The 20,871-nt window shown below is 63.6% G+C and carries 21 protein-coding genes; 7 read left to right on the plus strand and 14 right to left on the minus strand.

Going from position 1 to position 20,871, the window contains the following annotated elements; translation table 11 throughout:
- Nucleotides 1–252 precede the first annotated feature (252 nt).
- From speE to AC3WOG_RS18025, 3 genes are all read left to right on the plus strand, one after another.
- Complete coding sequence (speE, locus tag AC3WOG_RS18015) at nt 253–1,143, plus strand: polyamine aminopropyltransferase (RefSeq protein ID WP_492579229.1); 891 nt, start codon at nt 253–255, stop codon at nt 1,141–1,143.
- A gap of 116 nt (nt 1,144–1,259) precedes the next feature.
- A complete protein-coding gene (locus AC3WOG_RS18020) occupies nt 1,260–1,673 on the plus strand; it encodes a VOC family protein (protein WP_492579230.1) in 414 nt (137 codons plus the stop codon).
- A gap of 19 nt (nt 1,674–1,692) precedes the next feature.
- Nucleotides 1,693–2,433, plus strand: coding sequence for a 16S rRNA (uracil(1498)-N(3))-methyltransferase (locus AC3WOG_RS18025; RefSeq protein WP_492579231.1), 741 nt, complete (start codon nt 1,693–1,695; stop codon nt 2,431–2,433).
- Nucleotides 2,434–2,568: 135 nt separating this feature from the next.
- Here the strand turns inward: AC3WOG_RS18025 and AC3WOG_RS18030 are convergent, their stop codons facing one another.
- The 3 genes from AC3WOG_RS18030 to AC3WOG_RS18040 form a co-directional block, all read right to left on the minus strand.
- Nucleotides 2,569–3,129 carry a barstar family protein gene (locus AC3WOG_RS18030; RefSeq protein WP_492579232.1) on the minus strand — a complete coding sequence of 187 codons (561 nt, stop codon included), beginning with the start codon at nt 3,127–3,129 and terminating at the stop codon, nt 2,569–2,571.
- A gap of 16 nt (nt 3,130–3,145) precedes the next feature.
- Nucleotides 3,146–3,562 carry a ribonuclease gene (locus AC3WOG_RS18035; RefSeq protein ID WP_492579233.1) on the minus strand — a complete coding sequence of 139 codons (417 nt, stop codon included), beginning with the start codon at nt 3,560–3,562 and terminating at the stop codon, nt 3,146–3,148.
- Between the two features lie 414 nt (nt 3,563–3,976).
- The gene (locus AC3WOG_RS18040) at nt 3,977–6,316 is read right to left on the minus strand and encodes an NADP-dependent malic enzyme (protein ID WP_492579234.1); all 2,340 of its coding nucleotides are present in this window, start codon (nt 6,314–6,316) and stop codon (nt 3,977–3,979) included.
- Nucleotides 6,317–6,523: 207 nt separating this feature from the next.
- On the opposite strand from AC3WOG_RS18040, the gene thiL reads away from it, so the two are divergent.
- From thiL to AC3WOG_RS18060, 4 genes are read left to right on the plus strand one after another with little or no spacing between them, the layout of a single operon-like run.
- Nucleotides 6,524–7,522: a thiamine-phosphate kinase gene (gene thiL / locus AC3WOG_RS18045; protein WP_492579235.1), complete on the plus strand. Its 999-nt coding sequence runs from the start codon at nt 6,524–6,526 to the stop codon at nt 7,520–7,522.
- Nucleotides 7,512–8,072, plus strand: coding sequence for a phosphatidylglycerophosphatase A family protein (locus AC3WOG_RS18050; protein WP_492579236.1), 561 nt, complete (start codon nt 7,512–7,514; stop codon nt 8,070–8,072). The genes thiL and AC3WOG_RS18050 overlap by 11 nt, the downstream gene beginning before the upstream one ends.
- A 59-nt stretch (nt 8,073–8,131) precedes the next feature.
- Nucleotides 8,132–8,632 carry a CinA family protein gene (locus tag AC3WOG_RS18055; protein WP_492579237.1) on the plus strand — a complete coding sequence of 167 codons (501 nt, stop codon included), beginning with the start codon at nt 8,132–8,134 and terminating at the stop codon, nt 8,630–8,632.
- A gap of 20 nt (nt 8,633–8,652) precedes the next feature.
- Nucleotides 8,653–9,165, plus strand: coding sequence for a cupin domain-containing protein (locus tag AC3WOG_RS18060; RefSeq protein WP_492579238.1), 513 nt, complete (start codon nt 8,653–8,655; stop codon nt 9,163–9,165).
- A gap of 75 nt (nt 9,166–9,240) precedes the next feature.
- On the opposite strand, the gene pyrF is transcribed toward AC3WOG_RS18060, so the two are convergent.
- The 11 genes from pyrF to AC3WOG_RS18115 form a co-directional block, all read right to left on the minus strand.
- Nucleotides 9,241–10,056 (minus strand): orotidine-5'-phosphate decarboxylase, encoded by an 816-nt coding sequence (pyrF, locus tag AC3WOG_RS18065; protein WP_492579239.1) that lies wholly within the window; start codon nt 10,054–10,056, stop codon nt 9,241–9,243.
- A 117-nt stretch (nt 10,057–10,173) separates the two neighbouring features.
- Nucleotides 10,174–11,226: an aldose 1-epimerase gene (locus AC3WOG_RS18070; RefSeq protein WP_492579240.1), complete on the minus strand. Its 1,053-nt coding sequence runs from the start codon at nt 11,224–11,226 to the stop codon at nt 10,174–10,176.
- 211 nt (nt 11,227–11,437) lie between these two features.
- The gene (locus AC3WOG_RS18075; protein WP_492579241.1) at nt 11,438–12,394 is read right to left on the minus strand and encodes an SMP-30/gluconolactonase/LRE family protein; all 957 of its coding nucleotides are present in this window, start codon (nt 12,392–12,394) and stop codon (nt 11,438–11,440) included.
- Nucleotides 12,391–13,191 (minus strand): SDR family NAD(P)-dependent oxidoreductase, encoded by an 801-nt coding sequence (locus tag AC3WOG_RS18080; RefSeq protein WP_492579242.1) that lies wholly within the window; start codon nt 13,189–13,191, stop codon nt 12,391–12,393. Before AC3WOG_RS18080 ends, AC3WOG_RS18075 begins: the two co-directional genes overlap by 4 nt.
- A 29-nt stretch (nt 13,192–13,220) precedes the next feature.
- Complete coding sequence (araH, locus tag AC3WOG_RS18085; RefSeq protein WP_492579243.1) at nt 13,221–14,237, minus strand: L-arabinose ABC transporter permease AraH; 1,017 nt, start codon at nt 14,235–14,237, stop codon at nt 13,221–13,223.
- Nucleotides 14,238–14,290: 53 nt separating this feature from the next.
- On the minus strand, nt 14,291–15,817 hold the full coding sequence (gene araG, locus AC3WOG_RS18090) for an L-arabinose ABC transporter ATP-binding protein AraG (protein ID WP_492579244.1): 1,527 nt from the start codon (nt 15,815–15,817) through the stop codon (nt 14,291–14,293).
- A 164-nt stretch (nt 15,818–15,981) separates the two neighbouring features.
- On the minus strand, nt 15,982–16,980 hold the full coding sequence (locus AC3WOG_RS18095) for an arabinose ABC transporter substrate-binding protein (RefSeq protein ID WP_492579245.1): 999 nt from the start codon (nt 16,978–16,980) through the stop codon (nt 15,982–15,984).
- 129 nt (nt 16,981–17,109) lie between these two features.
- Nucleotides 17,110–17,886, minus strand: a complete 777-nt coding sequence (locus AC3WOG_RS18100; RefSeq protein ID WP_492579246.1) for an SDR family oxidoreductase — start codon at nt 17,884–17,886, stop codon at nt 17,110–17,112.
- Nucleotides 17,883–18,563: a 2-dehydro-3-deoxy-6-phosphogalactonate aldolase gene (locus tag AC3WOG_RS18105; protein ID WP_492579247.1), complete on the minus strand. Its 681-nt coding sequence runs from the start codon at nt 18,561–18,563 to the stop codon at nt 17,883–17,885. The genes AC3WOG_RS18100 and AC3WOG_RS18105 overlap by 4 nt, the downstream gene beginning before the upstream one ends.
- Before the next feature lie 36 nt (nt 18,564–18,599).
- On the minus strand, nt 18,600–19,676 hold the full coding sequence (locus AC3WOG_RS18110; protein ID WP_492579248.1) for a 2-dehydro-3-deoxygalactonokinase: 1,077 nt from the start codon (nt 19,674–19,676) through the stop codon (nt 18,600–18,602).
- Complete coding sequence (locus AC3WOG_RS18115) at nt 19,673–20,647, minus strand: IclR family transcriptional regulator (RefSeq protein ID WP_492579249.1); 975 nt, start codon at nt 20,645–20,647, stop codon at nt 19,673–19,675. Before AC3WOG_RS18115 ends, AC3WOG_RS18110 begins: the two co-directional genes overlap by 4 nt.
- Nucleotides 20,648–20,871: the final 224 nt, after the last annotated feature.

Raw genomic sequence — 20,871 nt, forward strand, 5'->3', positions numbered from 1 at the left:
CGGTGCGCGCTTGAGGCCCGGAAGCTCGGCGGCCAGTCCACTTCGGCGCACGGTGCGGCGCCAGGAGACGCGAAACGGGCAGAGCAAACGGACAAGGCTGAAAGCGTGACATTCTAACAGAACGTTGACCCGCTCCCCGCTCGGAAAGCCGCCTGGCTGTCCGGCCTCGCGCGATCTGAAGCCGCGCCGCGGCGGCGCCTTTACAATTGGGCAACCTCAACCCACCATGTTCCGCACCGAGCCTTGCCATCCGTGAGCACACCTCTGCTGTTCCACCCGAGCACCGACGCCGTCTACGGCTTTCCGAACGCGCGCCGGCTCGCGAGCGTCGATTCGCCTTATCAGCGCATCGAGGTATGGGACACCCCGCAGCTCGGGCGCCTGTTCACGCTCGACGGCCGCCCGATGACCTCGACCGGCGACGAGTTCATCTATCACGAGTGCATGGTGCATCCAGCCGCTTTGGCCCATCCGTCGCCTAAAGCGGCGCTGGTGCTGGGCGGCGGCGATGGCGGCGCCGCGCGGCAACTGCTGAGGCACCCGGATATCGAGCGAATCGTGGTGGCGGAGCTCGATGCCGACGTCGTGCGTCTGACGCGCGAGCATTTGCCCGACGTGCACGGCGGCGCCTTCGACGATCCACGCGTCGAACTGGTGATCGGTGATGCCGCACATTACGTCGCAGCGGCCGCAGCGACAACAGCCGCGACAGCGGCGCAGTTCGATCTCGTGGTGTTCGACCTGACGCCGCCGGATTCGCCGGCCGCCGGCCTCTACACGCCGGACTTCTACGCGCAGCTCAAGCAGGTGATGAGCCCGGCCTCCGTGCTCTCCCTGCACCTCGGCTCGCCGTACTTTCATGCCGAACGCGTCGCCGGCCTGCTCGACGATCTGCGCCAGGCGTTCGCCGTCGTACGCACGATGAGCGCGTTCATCCCGCTATACGGCTCGCTCTGGATGATGGCGACCGCCAGCGACACGCTCGACCCCGCCGCCCTCACCGTCGACGACCTCGCCAGCCGCCTCGCCGCGCGCCGAATCGACGCGCTGAAACACTACGACGCGGCCACGCACGCCGGACTGTTCTCTGTTTCGCAGTCTGTGCGCGATAAACTAAGTCAATTCTTAAAGCCATCGCGGTAACGCAGGGGCAAAATGCACGGTTCGGTCGGCGCGTGCTATCGGTATATCGATACCTCCGCCGCCCGCCTGGCTTCGTAGCATGCGTCCCGCAAAACCCAATAGATCCGGAGAAATCCATGACCGCCCCCCGCCCAGCCGGTGTGCCCTGGTTGACCCCCTATCTGACGGTACGCGACGCGCGTGCCACGACCTCGTTCTTCGAGGCGGCATTCGGCTTCGAAGTACGTGACAGTGTCCAGGACGACGGTGTTGTCATGCATGTCGAGATGACCTATCAAGGCCAGTTGATCGTGATGTTCGCGCCGGAAGGCGCGTTCGGTTCGGCGGCGAAGACACCCAGAAGCGCGGGCGCGATAGCGCCGCAATCGTTCTATATCTATGTCGACGATGTCGACGCGGTTTACACGCGGGCGCTGGCCGCCGGCGCAAAATCGCTGAGCGAGCCACAGAATCAATTCTGGGGCGACCGGTTTGCCCAGGTCGAAGACCTGGACGGCTACCGTTGGGCGCTCGCTCGCCACCTTTCCTGAACCAATGAGTATTTTTCTGATGCCTCGCTTCTTCGTCGATACGCCTCTCCAGCCCGACGACATCATGCAGCTTCCCGATGACGTCACGCGCCACATTCTCGTGCTGCGCTTGCAGCCCGGCGATTCAATCGTGCTTTTCAACGGCGCAGGCGGCGAGTACAGCGCCGAACTCGTCGAAGTCGAACGCCGCTCGGCCAAGGTAAGGATTCGCGAATTCCGCACTATCGAAGTCGAAGCGCCGTATCACCTGACACTCGCTCAGGGTATTGCCGGCGGCGACAAGATGGACTGGCTGATCGAGAAGGCGGTCGAACTGGGCGCGTCCAGTTTCGTGCCGCTCACCACCACGCGCAGCGTCGTGCGGCTTTCCGGCGACCGCGCGCAACGGCGGCATGTGCATTGGCAAGGTATCGTGCGCGCGTCGTGCGAACAGTGCGGGCGCAACCGCTTGCCGGAAGTCATGCCGGTGCGCGAGATCGCCAGCTGGCTCGGCGCGCTGCCACGCGCGCCCGAAGATGGCGAGCTGCGACTCTTGCTGTCGCCACGCGCCAGCATCAGCTTTTCAGCTTTGCCCGCTAATCCGCCGTACGGCCGCGTGACCGTGCTGGTCGGCCCGGAAGGCGGCTTTTCGGCCGCTGAAGAAGCCGCTGCGACCGATCACGGATTTACCGCCGTCGGCCTCGGCCCACGTGTATTGCGCACGGAAACGGCCGGCATCGCGGTGCTCTCGGCGCTCGCGGCTCGCTGGGGCGGCTGGTAAGCCACGCTGACGCACCGCACCCGACAGCCGATTTAGCCCGGCCGACCCCCACAGTCAGCGCAAAAAACGAGTACCCAAAGCAAAGGCCCGCCAATCGGCGGGCCTTTCTCTTTCTTTTGCCGCGACAAGCGGCGTTCAGGCAAACGAATAAAACACCCGGAACGCAACCTTGCGCTCGGCCCAGAACTCGGCCGCTTCGCGGAACACGTCCAATAGCGTCTCGCGCCCTTCCTTGTCGAATTTCTGTGCAACCGGCAGTTGCTCGAGCACGATCACGAAGCCGGGCTGTGCGCCCGCTTTCTGAACCAGATCGGTCAGACAATCGTAGAGCGCATCGTAATTCTTGCCGAAGTGTTTCGGAAACAGGAACGATGTAGCGATAGTCTCAAGCACTTCCTGTTTGCTTTGCGCATTCGCGCAATACGCATACAGAAAATGCTGCCCGAGCTGATTGGCTTCGTCAGCTAGATCCTGCACGCGAAACGCGCGGATCGACTGTACGATGTTCGGTCGTACGGTCTTGAAAAGACTCATGGGCTCCTCGTTCGATGAAAGCACAGTGCTAGCTTCGCTCTGGTTATCCCGGCCTTGACCGCCGGCGCGCATCTTCATGACGCGCTGGAACAAATTGCCGTCGCCGGCCGCGAAAAGATCCGTCGCGACTCCGGAGTCGTGCGCGTAGACGTTGTCGCTCATGCCGTTCATCCCGATGTCATTCAACAATACGATTAAAACTGGTGTAGTGGTCGTCCGAGTAGTAGCAGTTATCGGTTCGCTTTAGCGGACCTCCGCAGACGATGCGATGCGCGCCGCGGTTATACGCGCGAGGCGTGGGAACGGTGTATTCGTGGTAATAGCCGCGCCGATGCGGCGGCAGCAACCGTTCGCGATTGCCGAATACGATGCCGTCCTTCTCATACGGGTAAGGCCCGCCTGCGGCAATCAAGTTCAATGTATTGACCGCTTCGCGCGGCAACTGCGCCGCGGCGATGGTGCCTTGCACCTGTGCGTCTGTATCGGCGGATGCCGTGTAGTCGCGCGCAAACGCGCCAGGCACGGAGCCGAACAATCCGCCGAGCATCAAAGCACCGATCAGCACGCCTTTAATGCGCCGCCACTTGCGTGCCATGAATCAGGGTTCCCCGCTGTTAGATCACGAGTTTGACGACCATGAAAGTCGTAAGGGTATCGCTAATGGCCCCCGGAATCAACGTTCGTTCGGCAGGCAAAAGGTTCCAATCGCACGGTAAAGCGCCACGGAGCAGGCTTTGACGACTTTTGACAGAAAATTTAGCTTGTTCAAGCTAAAATTAGCCTGATAGCGCAATAAAGGACGCCATAGAGAACCGGCCTGCTGTGGCTCGGCCCCGCCTCAATCTCTCTTATCCTTGCGATCTTTCAGAGGCTGAATGGCTTCATTCAGCTTTTTTTGGGTGGCTATCCCCTGTTCACCCAAAGGCGTGCCCATTGCGGGCACGCCTTTTTTTCGTCTGAGGACCGGTGCGCTCGAGCCCTCAGATTCAATCCCGGCTCAACTTCCCGATTAGCGAGCAGCGATTACGTCAGCCACCAGCAGCGCCGTCATGTTGACGATGCGGCGAACCGTGGCTGACGCGGTCAGCACGTGCACCGGCCTGGCCGCGCCCAGCAGCATCGGGCCGATCGCGATGTTGTTGCCCGCAGCGGTCTTCAGCAGGTTGTACGAGATGTTGGCCGCGTCGATATTCGGCAGCACCAGCAGGTTCGCGTCGCCTTCCAGCGTCGAGTCGGGCAGCACTTCGCGGCGCAGATTCGCGTCGAGCGCGACGTCGCCGTGCATTTCGCCGTCCACTTGCAGGTCCGGCGCGCGCTCGCGCAGGATCTCCAGCGTGTCGCGCATCTTCTGCGCGGTCGGCGCGTTGCTCGAGCCGAAGTTCGAATGCGACACCAGCGCGATCTTCGGTTCGATACCGAAACGGCGCACTTCTTCGGCGGCCATGATCGTGATCTCGGCGAGCTGTTCCGGCGTCGGATCCACGTTCACGTGCGTATCGACCAGGAAAATCTGCCGGTTCGGCAACACCAGCGCGTTCATTGCCGCGTAGACAGCGCAACCTTCGCGCTTGCCGATCACCTGATCGATGAAGTGCAAATGACGATGCGTCGTGCTGATCGTGCCGCAGATCATGCCGTCGGCCTCGCCCTTCTTCACCAGCATCGCGCCGATCAGCGTGGTGCGGCGGCGCATTTCGAGCTTCGCCATCTGCTCGGTGATGCCCTTGCGCGACATCATCTTGTGATATTCCTGCCAGAAGTCGCGGTAGCGCTCGTCGTGGTCGGTGTTGACGACCGTGTAGTCCTGACCCGCGACCAGACGCAGGCCGTAGCGCGCGATGCGCTGCTCGATGACCGCCGGACGGCCAATCAGGATCGGCTTGGCGAGCTTTTCGTCGACGATGATCTGCATGGCGCGCAGCACGCGCTCTTCTTCGCCTTCCGCGAACACGATGCGCTTCTTCTCCGGCTCGACGCTGCGCGCCAGCTGGAAGATCGGCTTCATCGTCGTGCCGCTGTGGTAGACGAATTGCTGCAGATGCTGTTCGTACGCGTCCATGTCCTCGATAGGACGGGTCGCAACGCCCGAGTCCATCGCCGCCTTCGCCACTGCCGGCGCGACCTTGACGATCAGGCGCGGGTCGAACGGCTTCGGAATCAGATATGCCGGTCCAAACGAGAGATCCTGGATGCCATAAGCGGCTGCGACGATGTCGCTCTGCTCCTGGCGCGCCAGTTCGGCGATCGCATTGACCGCCGCGATTTCCATTTCACGCGTCACCGTCGTCGCGCCTGCATCCAGCGCGCCGCGGAACAGGAACGGGAACACCAGCACGTTGTTCACCTGGTTCGGGTAGTCGGTGCGGCCCGTGCAGAGCACCGCATCCGGACGCACTTCAAGCGCCAGTTCCGGCAGGATTTCCGGCGTCGGATTGGCCAGCGCCAGAATCAGCGGCTTATCGGCCATCTGCTTGACCATCTCCTGCTTGAGCACGCCGCCGGCCGACAGGCCGAGGAAAATGTCCGCGCCGCCAATCGCTTCGGCGAGCGTGCGGGCTTCGGTTTCGCGTGCGAAGCGTTCCTTGTCCGGGTCCATCAGTTCGACGCGGCCCCTGTAGACCACGCCGGCCAGGTCGGTGACGGTGATGTTTTCGAGCGGCAGGCCGATGTCGACCAGCAAATCCAGGCAGGCCAGCGCCGCAGCGCCCGCGCCGGACGAGACCAGCTTGACCTTCTTGATGTCCTTGCCGACGACTTTCAAACCGTTGGTGATCGCCGCCGCGACGACGATGGCCGTGCCGTGCTGGTCGTCGTGGAAGACCGGAATCTTCATGCGCTTGCGGCATTCGCGTTCGACGATGAAGCAGTCCGGCGCCTTGATGTCTTCAAGGTTGATGCCGCCGAAGGTCGGCTCCAGCGCCGCGATCACGTCGACCAGCTTGTGCGGATCGGACTCGTTCAGCTCGATATCGAACACGTCGATGCCGGCGAACTTCTTGAACAGAACGGCCTTGCCTTCCATGACCGGCTTCGACGCGAGCGGCCCGATGTTGCCCAGACCCAGCACCGCGGTGCCGTTCGTGACGACGCCGACGAGGTTGCTGCGCGCGGTGAAACGCGCGGCGTTCAGCGGGTTTTCGACGATTTCCTCGCACGCGAACGCGACGCCCGGCGAGTACGCCAACGCGAGGTCGCGCTGGTTGATCATCTGCTTGGTCGGGGCGATCGCGATCTTCCCAGGGGTCGGGAACTCGTGATAATCGAGAGCGGCTTCGCGGAGTTTGCTATTGACGGGAGTCGACATAAGGCGGGCTTCGAAGTGCGGATTAGAATAGATGTTCGACGGCATTGTAGCCCCAATCGCCGCCCCAATTCCTTCAATACGGGTACAACTGCCACGACTGAAATACAGCGAAAGGTGCGCGAGGCGCGCTTCGGGCGGAGCGCGAATCGAATGCGGATTGAATGCGGATCAGGTGTTTACCTGCCGCCTTCCCCGTACAATGCGCGCCGTTAGCGGCTTTTCATCGCCCTTACCCGTTCACTCGTCGCCACCATGCTCTCCGAGTTTTCACTGATCGATCGTTTCTTCGCGCGCCGCGCCGCCGCTCTGCCGCCCAATACCGTCGACGGCACGCTCGGCATCGGTGACGACTGCGCGCTGCTCGCGCCGCGCGCCGGCGAGATGCTGGCGATATCGACGGACATGCTGGTCGAAGGCCGCCACTTCTTCGCCGATATCGATCCCGAAGCGCTCGGTCACAAGGCGCTCGCGGTGAATTTATCGGACCTCGCCGCGATGGGCGCGAAGCCACAGGCGTTCACGCTGGCGTTCTCCTTGCCGAAAGCAGACGAAGCATGGCTCACCGCATTCAGCGAGGGCCTCTTCACGATTGCCGGGCGCTACGGTTGCGAGTTGATCGGAGGCGATACGACCGGCGGCCCGCTGAATCTCTGCATCACCGTATTCGGCAGCGTGCCGCCGCGGATGGCGCTGCGCCGCGACGCCGCGCAACCGGGTGATGACATCTGGATCTCCGGCACACTCGGCGACGCACGCGCTGGGCTCGGCGTGCAGCGCGGCGAGTGGTCGGCTGACCTGGCGGACACTGCGACGTTTCGTCGCGCCCTCGAACGCCCGGAGCCACGCGTCGCGCTTGGTCTCGCACTGCGCGGCATTGCGCATGCGGCGCTCGATCTGTCGGATGGGCTCGCCGGCGACCTGCTGCACATCCTCGAACGCTCGAAAATGCAGGCGAGCGTCGATGTTGACGCGGTGCCGCGTTCGGCCGCGTTACGCCGCTTATCGCCCGAGATCCAGCGACGCTGCACGCTTGCCGGCGGCGACGACTACGAACTGTGCTTCACGGCGCCAGTGGCCGCGCGCGCGTCGGTTGAAGCGGCCGGCCGCGAGGCGAATCTGCCGGTCACGCGCATCGGTACAATAAGCGCTCTTCAAACGGCGGCCGACCGCCCGGCGATCAACTGGCGCGATGCCGCCGGCGCGCCGCTCACTCTGACGTTGCAAGGCTTCGACCATTTCCATGCAGACTGATCCCTCGCTCGGCCCCGCCGACGACCTCATCGGCAGCCCGCCGCCCAAAGCACCCGACCCGCGCCCACCGCGCCGCGCCACCGCGCGCTTCATGCTGTCGCATCCGCTGCACGTCTTGTCGCTGGGATTCGGCAGCGGCTTGTCGCCGGTTGCGCCGGGCACGGTCGGCACGCTGTTCGCGTGGGCGTCGTTCGCCGTATTGAGCCGTTATCTGACGGTGATCGAGTGGGGCCTGCTGATCGTCATCGGGTTTGTCGGCGGTATTGCGATCTGCGGCTTCACCGCGAAGAAGCTCGGTATCGACGATCCGTCACCGGTCGTGTGGGATGAAATCATTGCGTTCTGGCTAGTGTTGCTGATGGTCACGCCGGTCACGCTAACCGGGCAATTCGCCGCGTTCATCGTGTTCCGCTTCTTCGACATGGTGAAACCGCCGCCGATCGGCTACTTCGACCGCAGACTGAAAGGTGGCTTTGGCATCATGTTCGATGACCTGGTCGCCGCGTTTTTCACGCTGCTCGTGATTGCGCTCTGGCGCATGTCGGTTTAACCGCCACCAGCCCCGCCGCCGGTCGCCAGCCGCCGGTCGCCCGTTTCCGGATTGACGCCATGCCTACCGATTCCGTGGTTCACCAGCTCGCCATTCGTGTGAGCAACCGCTTGCGCGACGAACGCCTGATGCTCGTGACCGCCGAATCCTGCACGGGCGGCATGGTGGCGACGGCAATCACCGATATTTCCGGCAGCAGCGGTTGGTTCGAGCGCGGCTTCGTCACGTATTCGAACCAGGCGAAGTGCGAAATGATCGGCGTGCCGGCCGAACTGATCGACAAGTACGGCGCGGTGAGCGAGCAAGTAGCGCGCGCGATGGCCGAAGGCGCGCTGCGCAACAGCCGCGCGCAGGTGTCGTTGTCGATCACCGGCGTCGCCGGCCCGGGCGGCGGCACGGAGACCAAGCCGGTCGGGATGGTGTCGTTCGGCTGGAGCAACCGGCTGCATACGTCGGTGGAAACGAAGGTGTTCAAGGGCGACCGCGAGAAGATCCGCGTGCAGGCCGCCGCGCATGCATTGCGCGGCCTGCTGGAAATGCTCGACGAGCGCGAACACTAACTTCCGGTTGGATGCCCAAGATGCCCGAATCGCACACAGCCAAAGACGAGTTGATCCAGCGCTTCGATCTGAAGCCGCATCCGGAAGGCGGGTTTTTTAGCGAGACATACCGGTCGGCCGGGCTGGTGAGCCGCGACGACGGTTCTACCGAGACGCGCTCAGCGTCCACCGCGATCTATTACCTGCTCTGCGACGGCGCGCATTCGGCGTGGCATCGGATCAAGTCCGACGAGGTCTGGCATTTTTACGCGGGAGAGCCGCTGAACGTGCACGTGCTCGACGAAGCGGGCTATTTGGTCACGCACCGGCTGGGCAATGCGCTGACGCATTCCGATGCCGTGTTTCAGGCGGTCGTGCCCGCAGGGTTGTGGTTCGCCGCCGAATGCGCCGACCCGGCCACCTTCGCGTTGGTGGGTTGCACGGTGGCGCCGGGGTTCGAATTCAGCGAATTCGAGCTCGCGGACGTCGACGCGTTGAAGACGAAGCATCCGCAGCATGCAGCGTTTATCGAGCGGTTGGGGCCGGCCGCTTAACCAGCCCCAACGCCGCCCAACACAGCCTTTCAAGAAGCGGATTAAGAGGCTGTCTCTTCCAACGACAGCCGTCCATCACCGAAACGCATTAATCCGATCGCGCGTTTCCATCGCGACCTTGGCGGCGGCATCGGCGAAATCGTCACCCTTACCGGCGTAGATAATCGCGCGCGACGAGTTGATCAGCATCCCTGTGCCCTTCGCCGTACGGCCGGCGTTCACCGTCGCTTGCACATCGCCGCCTTGCGCGCCGATGCCCGGAATCAGCAACGGCATTTCGCCGACGATCCCGCGCACCAGTTCGATTTCCTTCGGGAAGGTCGCGCCGACCACCAGACCCAGTTGTCCGCTCGCGTTCCACTTGTCGGCAGCCAGTTGCGCGACCACCTGATACAGCGGACGCCCGCCCGTCTCCAGAAACTGCAGATCCGAGCCGCCGGGATTCGAAGTCCGGCACAACACGATCACGCCCTTGCCTTCGTGCTCCAGATACGGCTCGATCGAATCGAAACCCATATACGGATTCACCGTCACCGCGTCCGCCTGATAACGCTCGAACGCCTCGCGCGCGTACTGTTCGGCGGTGCTGCCGATGTCGCCACGCTTCGCGTCCAGAATCACCGGCAGGCCCGGGTGGTGCGCATGAATGTGCGCAATCAGCTGCTCGAGCTGGTCTTCCGCGCGATGAGCGGCGAAGCACGCGATCTGCGGCTTGAACGACGAGGCATACGGCGCCGTCGCGTCGACGATCGTCCGGCAGAATTCGAAAATCACTTCGGGACGGCCGGCGAGCGCGCCCGGGAATTTGCTGGGCTCGGGATCGAGGCCGACGCACAGCAGCGAGTTGGTGCGCTGCCAGGCGTCGTTGAGTGTCTGGATGAAATTGGACATGGTGAGTCTCGCGGCGAGCCGATAACGGAAGAGGCGCGTATTTTACCCGTCCTGCGCGGCAGCCCGCGCCGGCGTCATGCCGTGCCAAGCGGTGCAGTGTGCTGCTCTGCTCGTCTTCTACTGCCGCCGTCGCGAACCACGAGTGCCCGGCATCGAGCGCAAACCGGTGCGTTCGACGGTAAAGCGGAACGAGCGCGTCAGCCGCTCGCCGCGTCCCAACATCGTCATGCCGTTCTCGCACGCGCCGCCGGCCAGATTCATCGCGTTGATCGGATGATCGACCGGCTCGAAGCAGAAGAAGTCCTCGCCGGGCGGTGTGTACAGCACGTAGTAGTCGGTGTCGGCGGCGATCGTCAGCGACAGGCGGCGCTTCGGCCACACCACCGCCGCCTGCCCGCTCCAACCGGTGAACGCATGATTGACAATGGCCTCGGGCAACGGATACGCAACGCCGAACTGCCACGCAGGCGGTGTGGGCACATGGCGCACCGGCAGCCAGTCGTCGCCGGCAAGCCACAGGCCGCCGGCCGCCGCCGACAGTTCGGTATCGGCGTCGCGGACGAAAAATGGATGGATGCCCAGCCCGAAAGGCAGCGCCTCACGGCCGGCGTTCTCGATCTCCAGCGTGACGACGAGCGTGGGCCCATCCAGCGTGTAGGTTTGCGTGGCGCGAAACGCGTACGGTTTGCCGTCGTGGCGATCGAGCGTCAGGCGCACGTTTTCGCGATCCGCCTCGACGACCTGCCACGCCGACTGCCAGCCGTCGCCGTGAATCGGCAACGGCTCGTCGGCGCGGTTGCGCGGCACGTCGACACGCCGTCCCGCGACATTGAAATGGCCGCCGCCGATCCGGTTCGAATACGGCAGCAACGGATAGCAGGCAAGCTGGTTCGGCTGGGTATCGGCGCCGACGTGGCGGCAGCGCCGAAAGATCGGCGTGAGCGCGCCGTCGTTGCGCCAGTCGAAACGGGTGATGCCGCCACCGAGCGTCGGCGCGACGTCGAGCCGCAGTTGCGCGTTGGCGAGCGTAATGCAGGCGAGCTCCCCGCCGCTCGTTTCGCCAACCGCGACCGCGGAGGTACTGGGACCCGGAAGCACCGGATTGGCCGCTGCGGCAAGTCGCGCGCGTCGGCTTTGAGAAGAGGCGGAAACAAGATTCGCAACAGTCATATCTGGCTCCATCGAGAGGCGTGGGACGTTGCCGTCATCGCTGACGGGTGCTGTTGGGCGATTTCTTTTAACCAGTCGCCTTTGGGTCCGAATTGCATGCTGCCGATTTGCTGCCACTGAGTTTTGCGACGTCAACGCTTGATTCACCGTCAAATTCACTGCTATTTCTCATACACCGCTGCCTCATCGATCTAGGCAGCGTCATTCTGCGCTACGCCGGCGCGCCTTGGAACACCGGTTCGGGCAAACCCCGCCGCCCAGGTGTTGCGATAAACACACCACCCGCACGTGAATCGCCCGCGAGCGCAGCGGCATCGAGGCCGATGCGCGCGCTCGTGATGTACAGCGTGCCCAACTGCGCGCGCCCCGGAGGAAGTCCCCTTGGGGGGCGCCCCGGAGGAAGTTTCCTGGCGGGACCGCCGAGCGCGACGCAGCTCGGCTGCACCGTCGGCACGTCGACGCGTTCCGTTTCGACGCCGTCGGGGCCATAACGCACGACCCGATTTCCGCCCCATTGCGCGTTCCACAAACCGCCGTCGCGATCGACAGTCGAGCCATCGGGTTCGCCAGTGGTGTCCGTCAGCGTGGTGAAGACGCGGTCGTTGGCGACGCTGCCGTCCACGCGATAGTCGCAGGCGCGGATTTCGCGGGCCGGCGAATCGCAGTAGTACATCGTCGCGCCGTCCGGACTGAACGCGATGCTGTTCGAGATGGCCGGCGCGGGCAGCGGCAAGCGCTCCAGCGATAAATCGTGATTCAGGCGGTAAAACCCGCCGACCGGTTTCAGCGGCGAGCCTTCGTCTTTCGTGCCGAACACAAAACGTCCCTGACGATCGCAGCGGCCATCGTTCACGCGCGTGTTCAAACCTGGCTCGACATCGGCGATACGCTGCGTCTCGCCGGTCGCGAGATCGAAAAACGCCAGATGCGTGGCCAGGCCGAGCAACAGGTAATGCGGATCGGCGCACAGCGCGAAGGTCGCGAGGCGCTCGGGCATGCGCCAGAAGGTACTGCGGCCGTCGCTCGGGTCATAGCGCCACAGCCGCGCGCCTTCGATATCGGTCCAGTAGAAGCGGCCGGTTTTCGCGCACCACGTCGCGCCTTCGCCGAGCGTGCATTTGGCATCGATCAGCAACGCCGCGCGATGCGAGCGCGACGTCGTGCTCACGCCCAGCCTCCGTCCACGACGATGTCCTGCGCAGTGATCATCTTGCTGTCGTCGGCGGCGAGGAACAGCGCCATGCGCGCGAGGTCGGCGGGCTGCAATTCGGCATCGATGCACTGGCCTTCCTTGATCGAGCGACGGCCCGCGTCGTCGAGCCATAAACGCTTCTGCTTCTCCGTCATCACCCAGCCCGGCACCAGCGTATTGACGCGGATGTTGAACGGGCCGAGGTCGCGCGCCAAGCCGCGCGTCAACCCCTGCACCGCCGATTTCGACATCACGTACACCGGATAACCGCCGTTCTTCAGCATCCAGCTGATCGAACCGAGGTTGACGATCGACCCCGCGTTGGCCGCTTTCATGTCCTCCATCACCGCTTGCGCCGCGAAAAACTGATGGCGGATATTGACCGCGATACCCGCATCGAAAAACTCGGGCGTCACTTCTCCGATCGAATGACGGCGATCGTTCGCCGCGTTGTTCACCAGCACCTGAATCGGGCCGATTGCGGCTTTCACATCGGCGATCGCTTTTCGCAGCGCGTCGATATCGGTCAGATCGCAGGGCAAGAACAGCGGCTTGTATTTCGAATCGCAGAGTTCATCAGCGAGCGCTTCGCCCGCTGTCGCATCGATATCGAAGAACGCGACGCGCGAGCCTTGCGCCGCGAAATGCTCGACAAACGATGCGCCGATACCGGTCGCGCCGCCCGTGATCAACACCGTGCGGTCGACGAGACTCGGATAGCGCGCGAACGCGTTATCCGCGAGGCGGGCGTTTGCATTGGCCGGAGACGACATTGTTCGATTCCTCTATGAACAAGGTGGATTTAATCGCGTGATCCGCGATTCTTCAACTGATCGAGCAGCACGGCGGCAAGCAGGATCGCGCCACGCACGAGGTACTGATAGAACGCGTCGATGTTCATCAGGTTCATCACGTTCTCGACCGTGCCCATGATCAGCACGCCGATTACGACACCCGAGATCGTCGCGCGGCCGCCGAGCAGCGACACGCCGCCCAACACGCACGCCGAAATCACGTTCAGTTCGAAGCCTTCGGCAGCGTTCGGCTGACCCGACGTAATCCGCGACGCAAGAATCACACCGGCGAGCGCGGTGACCGCGCCTTGAATCAGGAAGATATAAACACGTGTGCGCTCGACGTTGATACCGGCCAGACGCGACGCCTCCGGATTACCGCCGATCGCCAGCGTATTGCGGCCATACACCGTCTGATTGAGCATCACGCCGAACACGATGAAGCACAGCAGCGTGACCCAGATCGGCAGCGACACGCCGAAGAAGCTCAAGCCGCCCAACGCGATAAACGTATCGGACGACACGCCGACGGCCTGCCCATGCGACACGATAAAGCCGAGACCGCGGACGATTTCCATCGTCGCCAGCGTCGTAATCAGCGCGTTGATGCGCAGATACGCAATCACCGCACCGTTGACGAAGCCAATCACCGCGCCCGCGAACACCGCGGCGACGATGGCGATGAACGTATTGCCGGTCGCGTTCAGCACCATCGCGCACAGCACGCCGGCGAACGCCACCGTCGAACCCACTGACAAGTCGAAATCGCGCGACGCCAGACAGAACATCATCGTGCACGCGACCATGCCGATCTGCGAGATCGACAGCGCGAGGCCAAGCATGTTCTCGATCGAGAAGAAGTGATCGACGGTCAGCGACATCGTGATGAACATCAGCACGAAGATCACGATCAGGCTGTATTCGGTGATCTGCTGCCACCATTTCGCCTTGTCGCTGCCTTGCGGAATCAGCGCGTCGGCGACGCTTTTGGCGGCCTGTTGCGCGAGGTTTTCTCTGGCTTGCATGTTGAATACTCCTCCCGTTCCTCACGGGTTGCGGACTTTCGTCCAGATAATGTTCAGGCCGCTTGCTGGGTGGCGGGCAGCGCGGTGGAGCTTTGCGGCAATGCGAGGCTCAGCACCGTTTGTTCAGTGGCTTCCTTGCGCGACAATTCGCCGGAAATACGGCCTTGGCGCATCACGACGATCCGGTCGGACACGCCGAGCACTTCCGGCAATTCCGACGAGATCATCACGATCGCGCAGCCGCGTTCGGCGAGCTGATAGATCACGTTATAGATCTCATGCTTCGCGCCGACATCGATACCGCGCGTCGGTTCGTCGAGAATCACCACTTTCAGATCCGGCTCGGCCAGCCAGCGCGACAGAATCGCCTTCTGCTGGTTGCCGCCCGACAGAAAACGAATCTTCTGGCGGCGGCTCGGCGTCTTGATCTTCAGCAGCTTGATGAAACGGTCCGCGGTTTCCGCTTCTTTCTTGCGGTCGAGGAACATCCCGGCGCGCAGATAGTGACGGCGGCAACTGATATTGATGTTCTCCGACACGGTCGCCATCGCGACGATGCCTTCTTCCTTGCGATCTTCCGGACACAGCACGATGCCGTGTTTGATTGCTTCGCCCGCGCTGCGCACTTTGATCGGCTTGCCGTCGAGCAGCAATTCGCCGCCCTTCTTGTGATCCGCGCCGTACACCAGGTGCATCAGCTCGCTGCGTCCCGCGCCCACCAAACCGAAAAAGCCGACTATCTCGCCGCGCCGCACTTCAAAGCTGGCTGGCTGCGCGAGCGCATGCCCTTCGATCGCCTTCGCGGCGAAACGCACTTCACCGAGCGGCCGTGCTGAATAGTTGTAGATGTCGGCGATCTCACGCCCGACCATTTCGCTGACGATCGTGTCGCGCTTCACGCCTTCGAGCGTCGGATGCGAGGCGATCTTGCGGCCGTCGCGGAAGATCGTGCACGCGTCGCACAGTTCGTAAATCTCGTCCATCCGGTGCGAGATGTAGATCATCGCGCGGTTGTCCGCACGCAGATCGCGCACCAGCTTGAACAGCACTTCGGTCTCGCGATGCGACAGCGAGCTGGTCGGTTCATCCAATGCAATCACGCGCGCGTTGCGCAGCAGCGCCTTACAGATTTCGACCATCTGCCGTTGCGCGATCGAAAGCTTCCTCAGCTTCGCATTCGGATCGAGCGCCACGCCCATCGCTTCAAGGCGTTCGCGCACGAAGCGTTTTGCCTCGCGCTTGTTGACCCAGCCGAGCGAATTCGGCAGTTGGCCAAGCAGCAGATTTTCCGCGACCGTCAGATCGGGCACGTACTGCAGTTCCTGGTGAATCACCGCGATCCCCGCCGCGATCGACGAAGCGGCGCTCGTGAAGCGCACCTCGTTGCCGTCGATCATCACGCGGCCCGCATCCGGCTGGTATTCACCGCCGAGAATCTTCAGCAGGGTCGATTTCCCTGCGCCGTTTTCGCCCATCAGGCCGTGCACCTGGCCGACGTTGACGTCGAAGGACACACCGTCGAGCGCGCGCACGCCTGGAAAGACTTTGCCGATATTGTCAAAACGTAGCGTCGCTGACACTTCGCCTCCTGTTGCTTCATGTGACCCGTGCTCGACGTGCCTCGTGGACCTCATAGACACTCGCACGGTCTGTCTCAACTACTTCTTCTATTGCTGCTGCCGGTACGCGCCTTCTTTCGTGAAAAAGACGCACGCACCGGCAGTTCATCTCGCTGCGGCAGTGCTTACTTCGACGCGAGACCCATCTTCTCGCGCACTTCACCGACGTTGTCACGCGTGGCCAGCATGCCGCTGGTCAGCGTCAGAGCCGGCGGTTCCTTGCCTTGGGTGATCCAGTCGTACATCAGCGTCGAGGTTTCTTCGCCGTGACGTTTCGGGCTGATGATCACGGTGCCGAAAAAGCCCGTGGGCGACGGCTTCTTGAACTCGTTGAGCGCCGACTCCGAACCACCGATGCCGATACCGATCATGTTGTCCGCCTTGAAGCCGCGGCCTTCCGCTGCGCGCACCGCGCCGAGCACGCCTTCGTCGTTCAGCGCGTAAGCGATCCAGTGCTTGAACTGCGGGTTCTTGGTCAGCGCGATGTTGGCGGCGTTGAAGGCGTTTTCCGTATCGGTCTTCGCTTGCGGCGCGGCGATGATATTCGCCTTCGGGAAGCCGGCGGCGACCAGTGCGTCGGTGGCGCCCGTGGTGCGGTCATGCGCGGTCGGCAGTTGCTCGTAGGTCACGTCGATCGCGCCCACATCCTTCATGTCCCAGCCGCGCTTCTTGATTTCCGCGGCCAGACCGTCGCCGACCTGCTTGCCGATGTTGTACGCCGAGATGCCCATGTGCGGCACGGAGGCGATCGGCTTGCCCGCGCCGTCCACCAGACGGTCGTCGACCGTCATCATCTTCAGGCCGTCGGCCTTCGCCTTTGCGACGATGCCCGGTCCGAGCTTGACGTCGGGCGTACAGATCACGAAGCCTTGCGCTTTCTGAGCCGACAGGTTGTCGATTGCGCTCATTACTTTCTCGCCCGACGGCGCGCCGATCTTCACCAGCGTGAAGCCCTTCTCCTTGGCAGCGATTTCGGCAAACTTCCACTCGTCCTGGAACCACGGTTCTTCCGGCTGCTTCACGAGGAAGCCGATCTTCACCGGATCGGCGGCTTGCGCGACCGGTGCATTGAAGAGCACACCCGCCGCCGCTGCTGCCAGCGTAAGGAAAATTCTTCGTTTCATGATGCGTGTCTCCTGACTAATTGATAACGAGAAGGTATCGGCCGCGTTTTCTTGTACCGGTTGTGACACACGCGGCCAGCGCGTCGCCCGGCGAACTCACTCTTTTTATTGCGTGCTGCTTTGCTACGGTCAATCGTGATACAGCGCCGAGCGGCCGCCATCCACGGTGATGCAGGTGGCGTTGATAAACGGCGCTTCGTCCGAGGCGAGGAACACCGCCGTCATCGCCACTTCTTCAGGGCGGCCGATGCGCTTCATCGGCTGCAAGTCGAGCGTCGCCTGTTTGGCGGCGGCGGGATCGGCCTGTTCGTTCCACCAGTCGTGCGTCAACTGCGTTTCGATGTAACCCGGCGCGATCGCGTTGACCCGCACGTTGCGCGGCGCGTATTCGATGCCGAGCGCGCGCGTGAGGCCAATGACGCCGTGCTTCGCGACCGGGTACGGAAAGCAGCCCGGAATGATCTTGAACGCATGCGTCGACGCGATATTCACGATGCTGCCCGCGCCGCGTTCCACCATCCCCGGCAACACCGCGCGGCAACCGTTCCAGACGCCATCCAGATCGACCGCGAAACAGCGGCGCCAGTCGTCGTCGGTCATCGTCAGCGGATCGCAGAACACGTTGATGCCGGCGTTGTTCACCAGCACGTCGAGCGCGCCGAACGCACCTTCGGCCTCGCTCACCGCATGCTGGACCGAGGCCGATTGCGTGACGTCGGTGTGCACCGCCAACACGCGCGCGCCGGTTTGCGCCTTGATCTGCTCCGCCGTTTGCCGCGCGGTTTCGATATCCAGTTCAGCCAGCACGACCGCCGCGCCTTCGCGCGCAAACGCGAGCGCCATCGCCGCGCCGATGCCGCGCCCGGCGCCCGTGATCAACGCGACCTTGTCGGCGAGGCGTTTCATTTCTTCGCGCCAGCCCTGGCGATACGCAAACCGTTGACGAACGCTTTCGCATGCGAGGCCGTCACCGCCGCGCTCTGACCCGGCTTGTACAGCGCCGAACCGAGGCCGAAACCGTTCGCGCCCGCGCTCAGAAACGGCCCCATGTTGTCCGGCGTGATCCCGCCGACCGGCACCAGCGGCACCTGCGCCGCGATCACCGCGCGCCACGCCTTCACGACCTGGCAGCCGAGTTGTTCGGCGGGGAACATCTTCAGCACGTCGGCGCCGTTTTTCAGCGCGATGAATGCTTCATTCGGCGTCGCGACGCCCGGTGCGCACGCCAGACCCTGCGCCTTCGCGGTGCTCACCACTTCCGGATCGCTATGCGGCATCACGATCAACTCGCCGCCTGCCGACTTCACATCGATGACGAAACTCGGATGCAGCACCGTGCCCGCGCCGACGATCGCATCGGCCGGCAATGCCTTGCGGATCGCCGCGATGCTGTCGAACGGCTGCGGCGAATTCAACGGCACTTCGACGATCCGAAAACCCGCTTCGTACAGCGCCTGGCCGTGATCGGCCGCATCGGCTGGCGTGACGCCGCGCATGATCGCGATCAGCGGACACACCTCGAACGCCGCGATCAGGCCCGCGTGCGGCATGTACGGAGCGGGCAGATTGATGTGAGGTTGCATGTCGGTTCCTTGTTTCATGTGCGGCGGCGCTGCCGGTTAGCCCGTATGCACCGCATGGGCGGCCGGGTTGACGAGCCCCGCCTGGGTGGCGACGCGCCACAAGCCGCGCTCGGTGGCGTGCTTCACCAGTTCCGCCTGCGTGCAGCCGAATTGCGCAAGTGCGAGGCGATAACGCTCGCACAGTGCTTCGTTGCCGATCAGGCGCAAGGCTTGCCCCTTGAGCGAGTTTTGCTGTTGCGCGAGCACGGCGTCGAGGCCGGCGAGCTCGTGACCGATCAGCAATCCCGATAGATAGTCCGGCTGCTGTTCACGCGACAGTTGTCCTGTCAGGCCGAGCGCGCGGGCGCTGAATACAGTCGCGAGCAGACCTGCCTGGCCTTTCTCGCGTGCGATGTTCACGCCGTACAGGAATGCAGCGGTATCCGGACGATCCGGCGTGGTCATCGTGCGGCCGAGGATCGTGTGTTCGCGCAATGCAGCGAACACCTCACCGGTCATGAAGGTATGAAAGCGTTCGATGCGACCCGCTTGTACAACGACCCATTTCGCGTGCGTGCCCGGCAAACCGATCAGTGCGCGTTTGCCGCTATCCGCGGAGCCCGTGTCTTCACCGAGCGCGCCGAAAACCTGCGTTTCCTCGCCGCGCATCACGTTCGGCAGTTCGCCGCGTTGCAGCACGCCCGGCACGATATGCAGCGTCGCGCCGCACGCCGCCTTCACGCGGACGATGCCGGCAACCAGCGTGTCGGTATCCGCCGGCGCTTCGACGTATGGCGCTTCGACCCAGCCTTGTGCGCTGCCGACCATGCCTGCCGCGATCACCGGCAGACCGGGCGCAGGTTCGAGCCAGCTGCTGCACGCTTCGTCGAAGGCCGCGTCGAAGCCGCCTTGCTCGGCGCTGCATGGCAGATTCATGATGCCGGCCGTTGATGCACGCGAGGCCAGCAGCTTGCCCGCGGTGTCGAACAGATACGCGCGCAGCGACGTCGTGCCCCAATCGAGCCCGATCAGCGCTGCGTGATCGAGGTTGGCGTTCGCGTCGACGTTGACGTTGGCGGTGCCGGCGGCAACGGCGTGATCGACTGCCGGCGTAGGAGAGCCCGCTTGCTTCATCGTTTGATCCTGCGGGTCGCCGGTTGGGGGGCGCGCCAACCGAGTTCTTCCGAGATTGCGCGCGCTTCGCGCTGCACGACCGGAATCAGTTCATCCATGCGTTCGAGCGACATATACGGGATCGTGCTCGCCACCGACAGCGCCGCCACCACGGCACCCGACGCATCGCGCACGGGCGCGGCGACGCAACGGATCGACGCTTCGTTTTCTTCGAGGTCGAAGGTGTAACCACCGGCGGCGTAGTTGGTCATGCGCTGCATGAAGGTCTGCGCGTCGGGGCGGTTATCCGGCTTGAAGCTGACGCCGGCGAGCGCGCGCCGCGAGGCTTCGAAGAGCGACTGCCAGACGTCCGGCGTGAGGTCGAGCATCATGGCTTTGCCGATACCCGTCGACGCGAGCGGCATCCGGTGACCGACGCGCGAGCGCATTTCCAGGCCACGGGTACCGGGGATCTTGTCGATATACAGCACGTCGTCGCCGTCGCGCACGCCGAGGTGGATCGTATCGAGCGTCTGTTCCGCGAGCGATTCGAGGTGCTGACGCGCGACGGCGGTAAGCGGCATCTGCTCGAGCGCGATGGTGCCGAGTTCGATCAGTTTCGGGCCGAGCAGATAGCCGCCTTGCACTTGCCGCAGGTAGCGCGCCTGCACGAGGCTGCTCACCAGCCGATGCGTGGTGCTGCGGGTGGTGCCGAGCGCGGCGCCGAAGGTCCGCAGATCGCGCACGCCGGCGGCGGCGGCTTCGAGAATCGCCAGACCGCGCAGAAGCGTTTGTGTGCCGGCTTGTTGCGGGGTGATGTCCAGCAGCGTGCTGGGGAGGGCGATTTCGTCGACCACGGCGGGTTGAGCGCTAGCGCGCGGGGGCTGAGCACTGGCGCGCGGGTTTTTTGCCGCGCTGGGCGCATGATCCGCCGCCGGCGCGAAGTCGGGCTCGGGCGCGCTTGCTGCGTGAGTAGGCATCGCTTTGTTCATGGCGATTCGCTATGGGGTTGGTTTTTTGCGCTTACAGCGCGGGGCCGGAGAAGTGGCCTTGGGGTTTGCCGCTGCTCGCGGCGTGGCAGTGCTGCCTTTGGGTCTTAGGCATGGTTTGGCTTTGTCTCCGGTTTTTTTTTGCAGTCGCTGTCGCGGGCGGGGGTCTGGGTCTGGCTCTTGCTGCTCTTTCCCGCTCGCGGCGCGTGTTGGGTTGGATTGTAGGG

It is taken from the genome of Paraburkholderia sp. FW306-02-B, assembly GCF_058782725.1.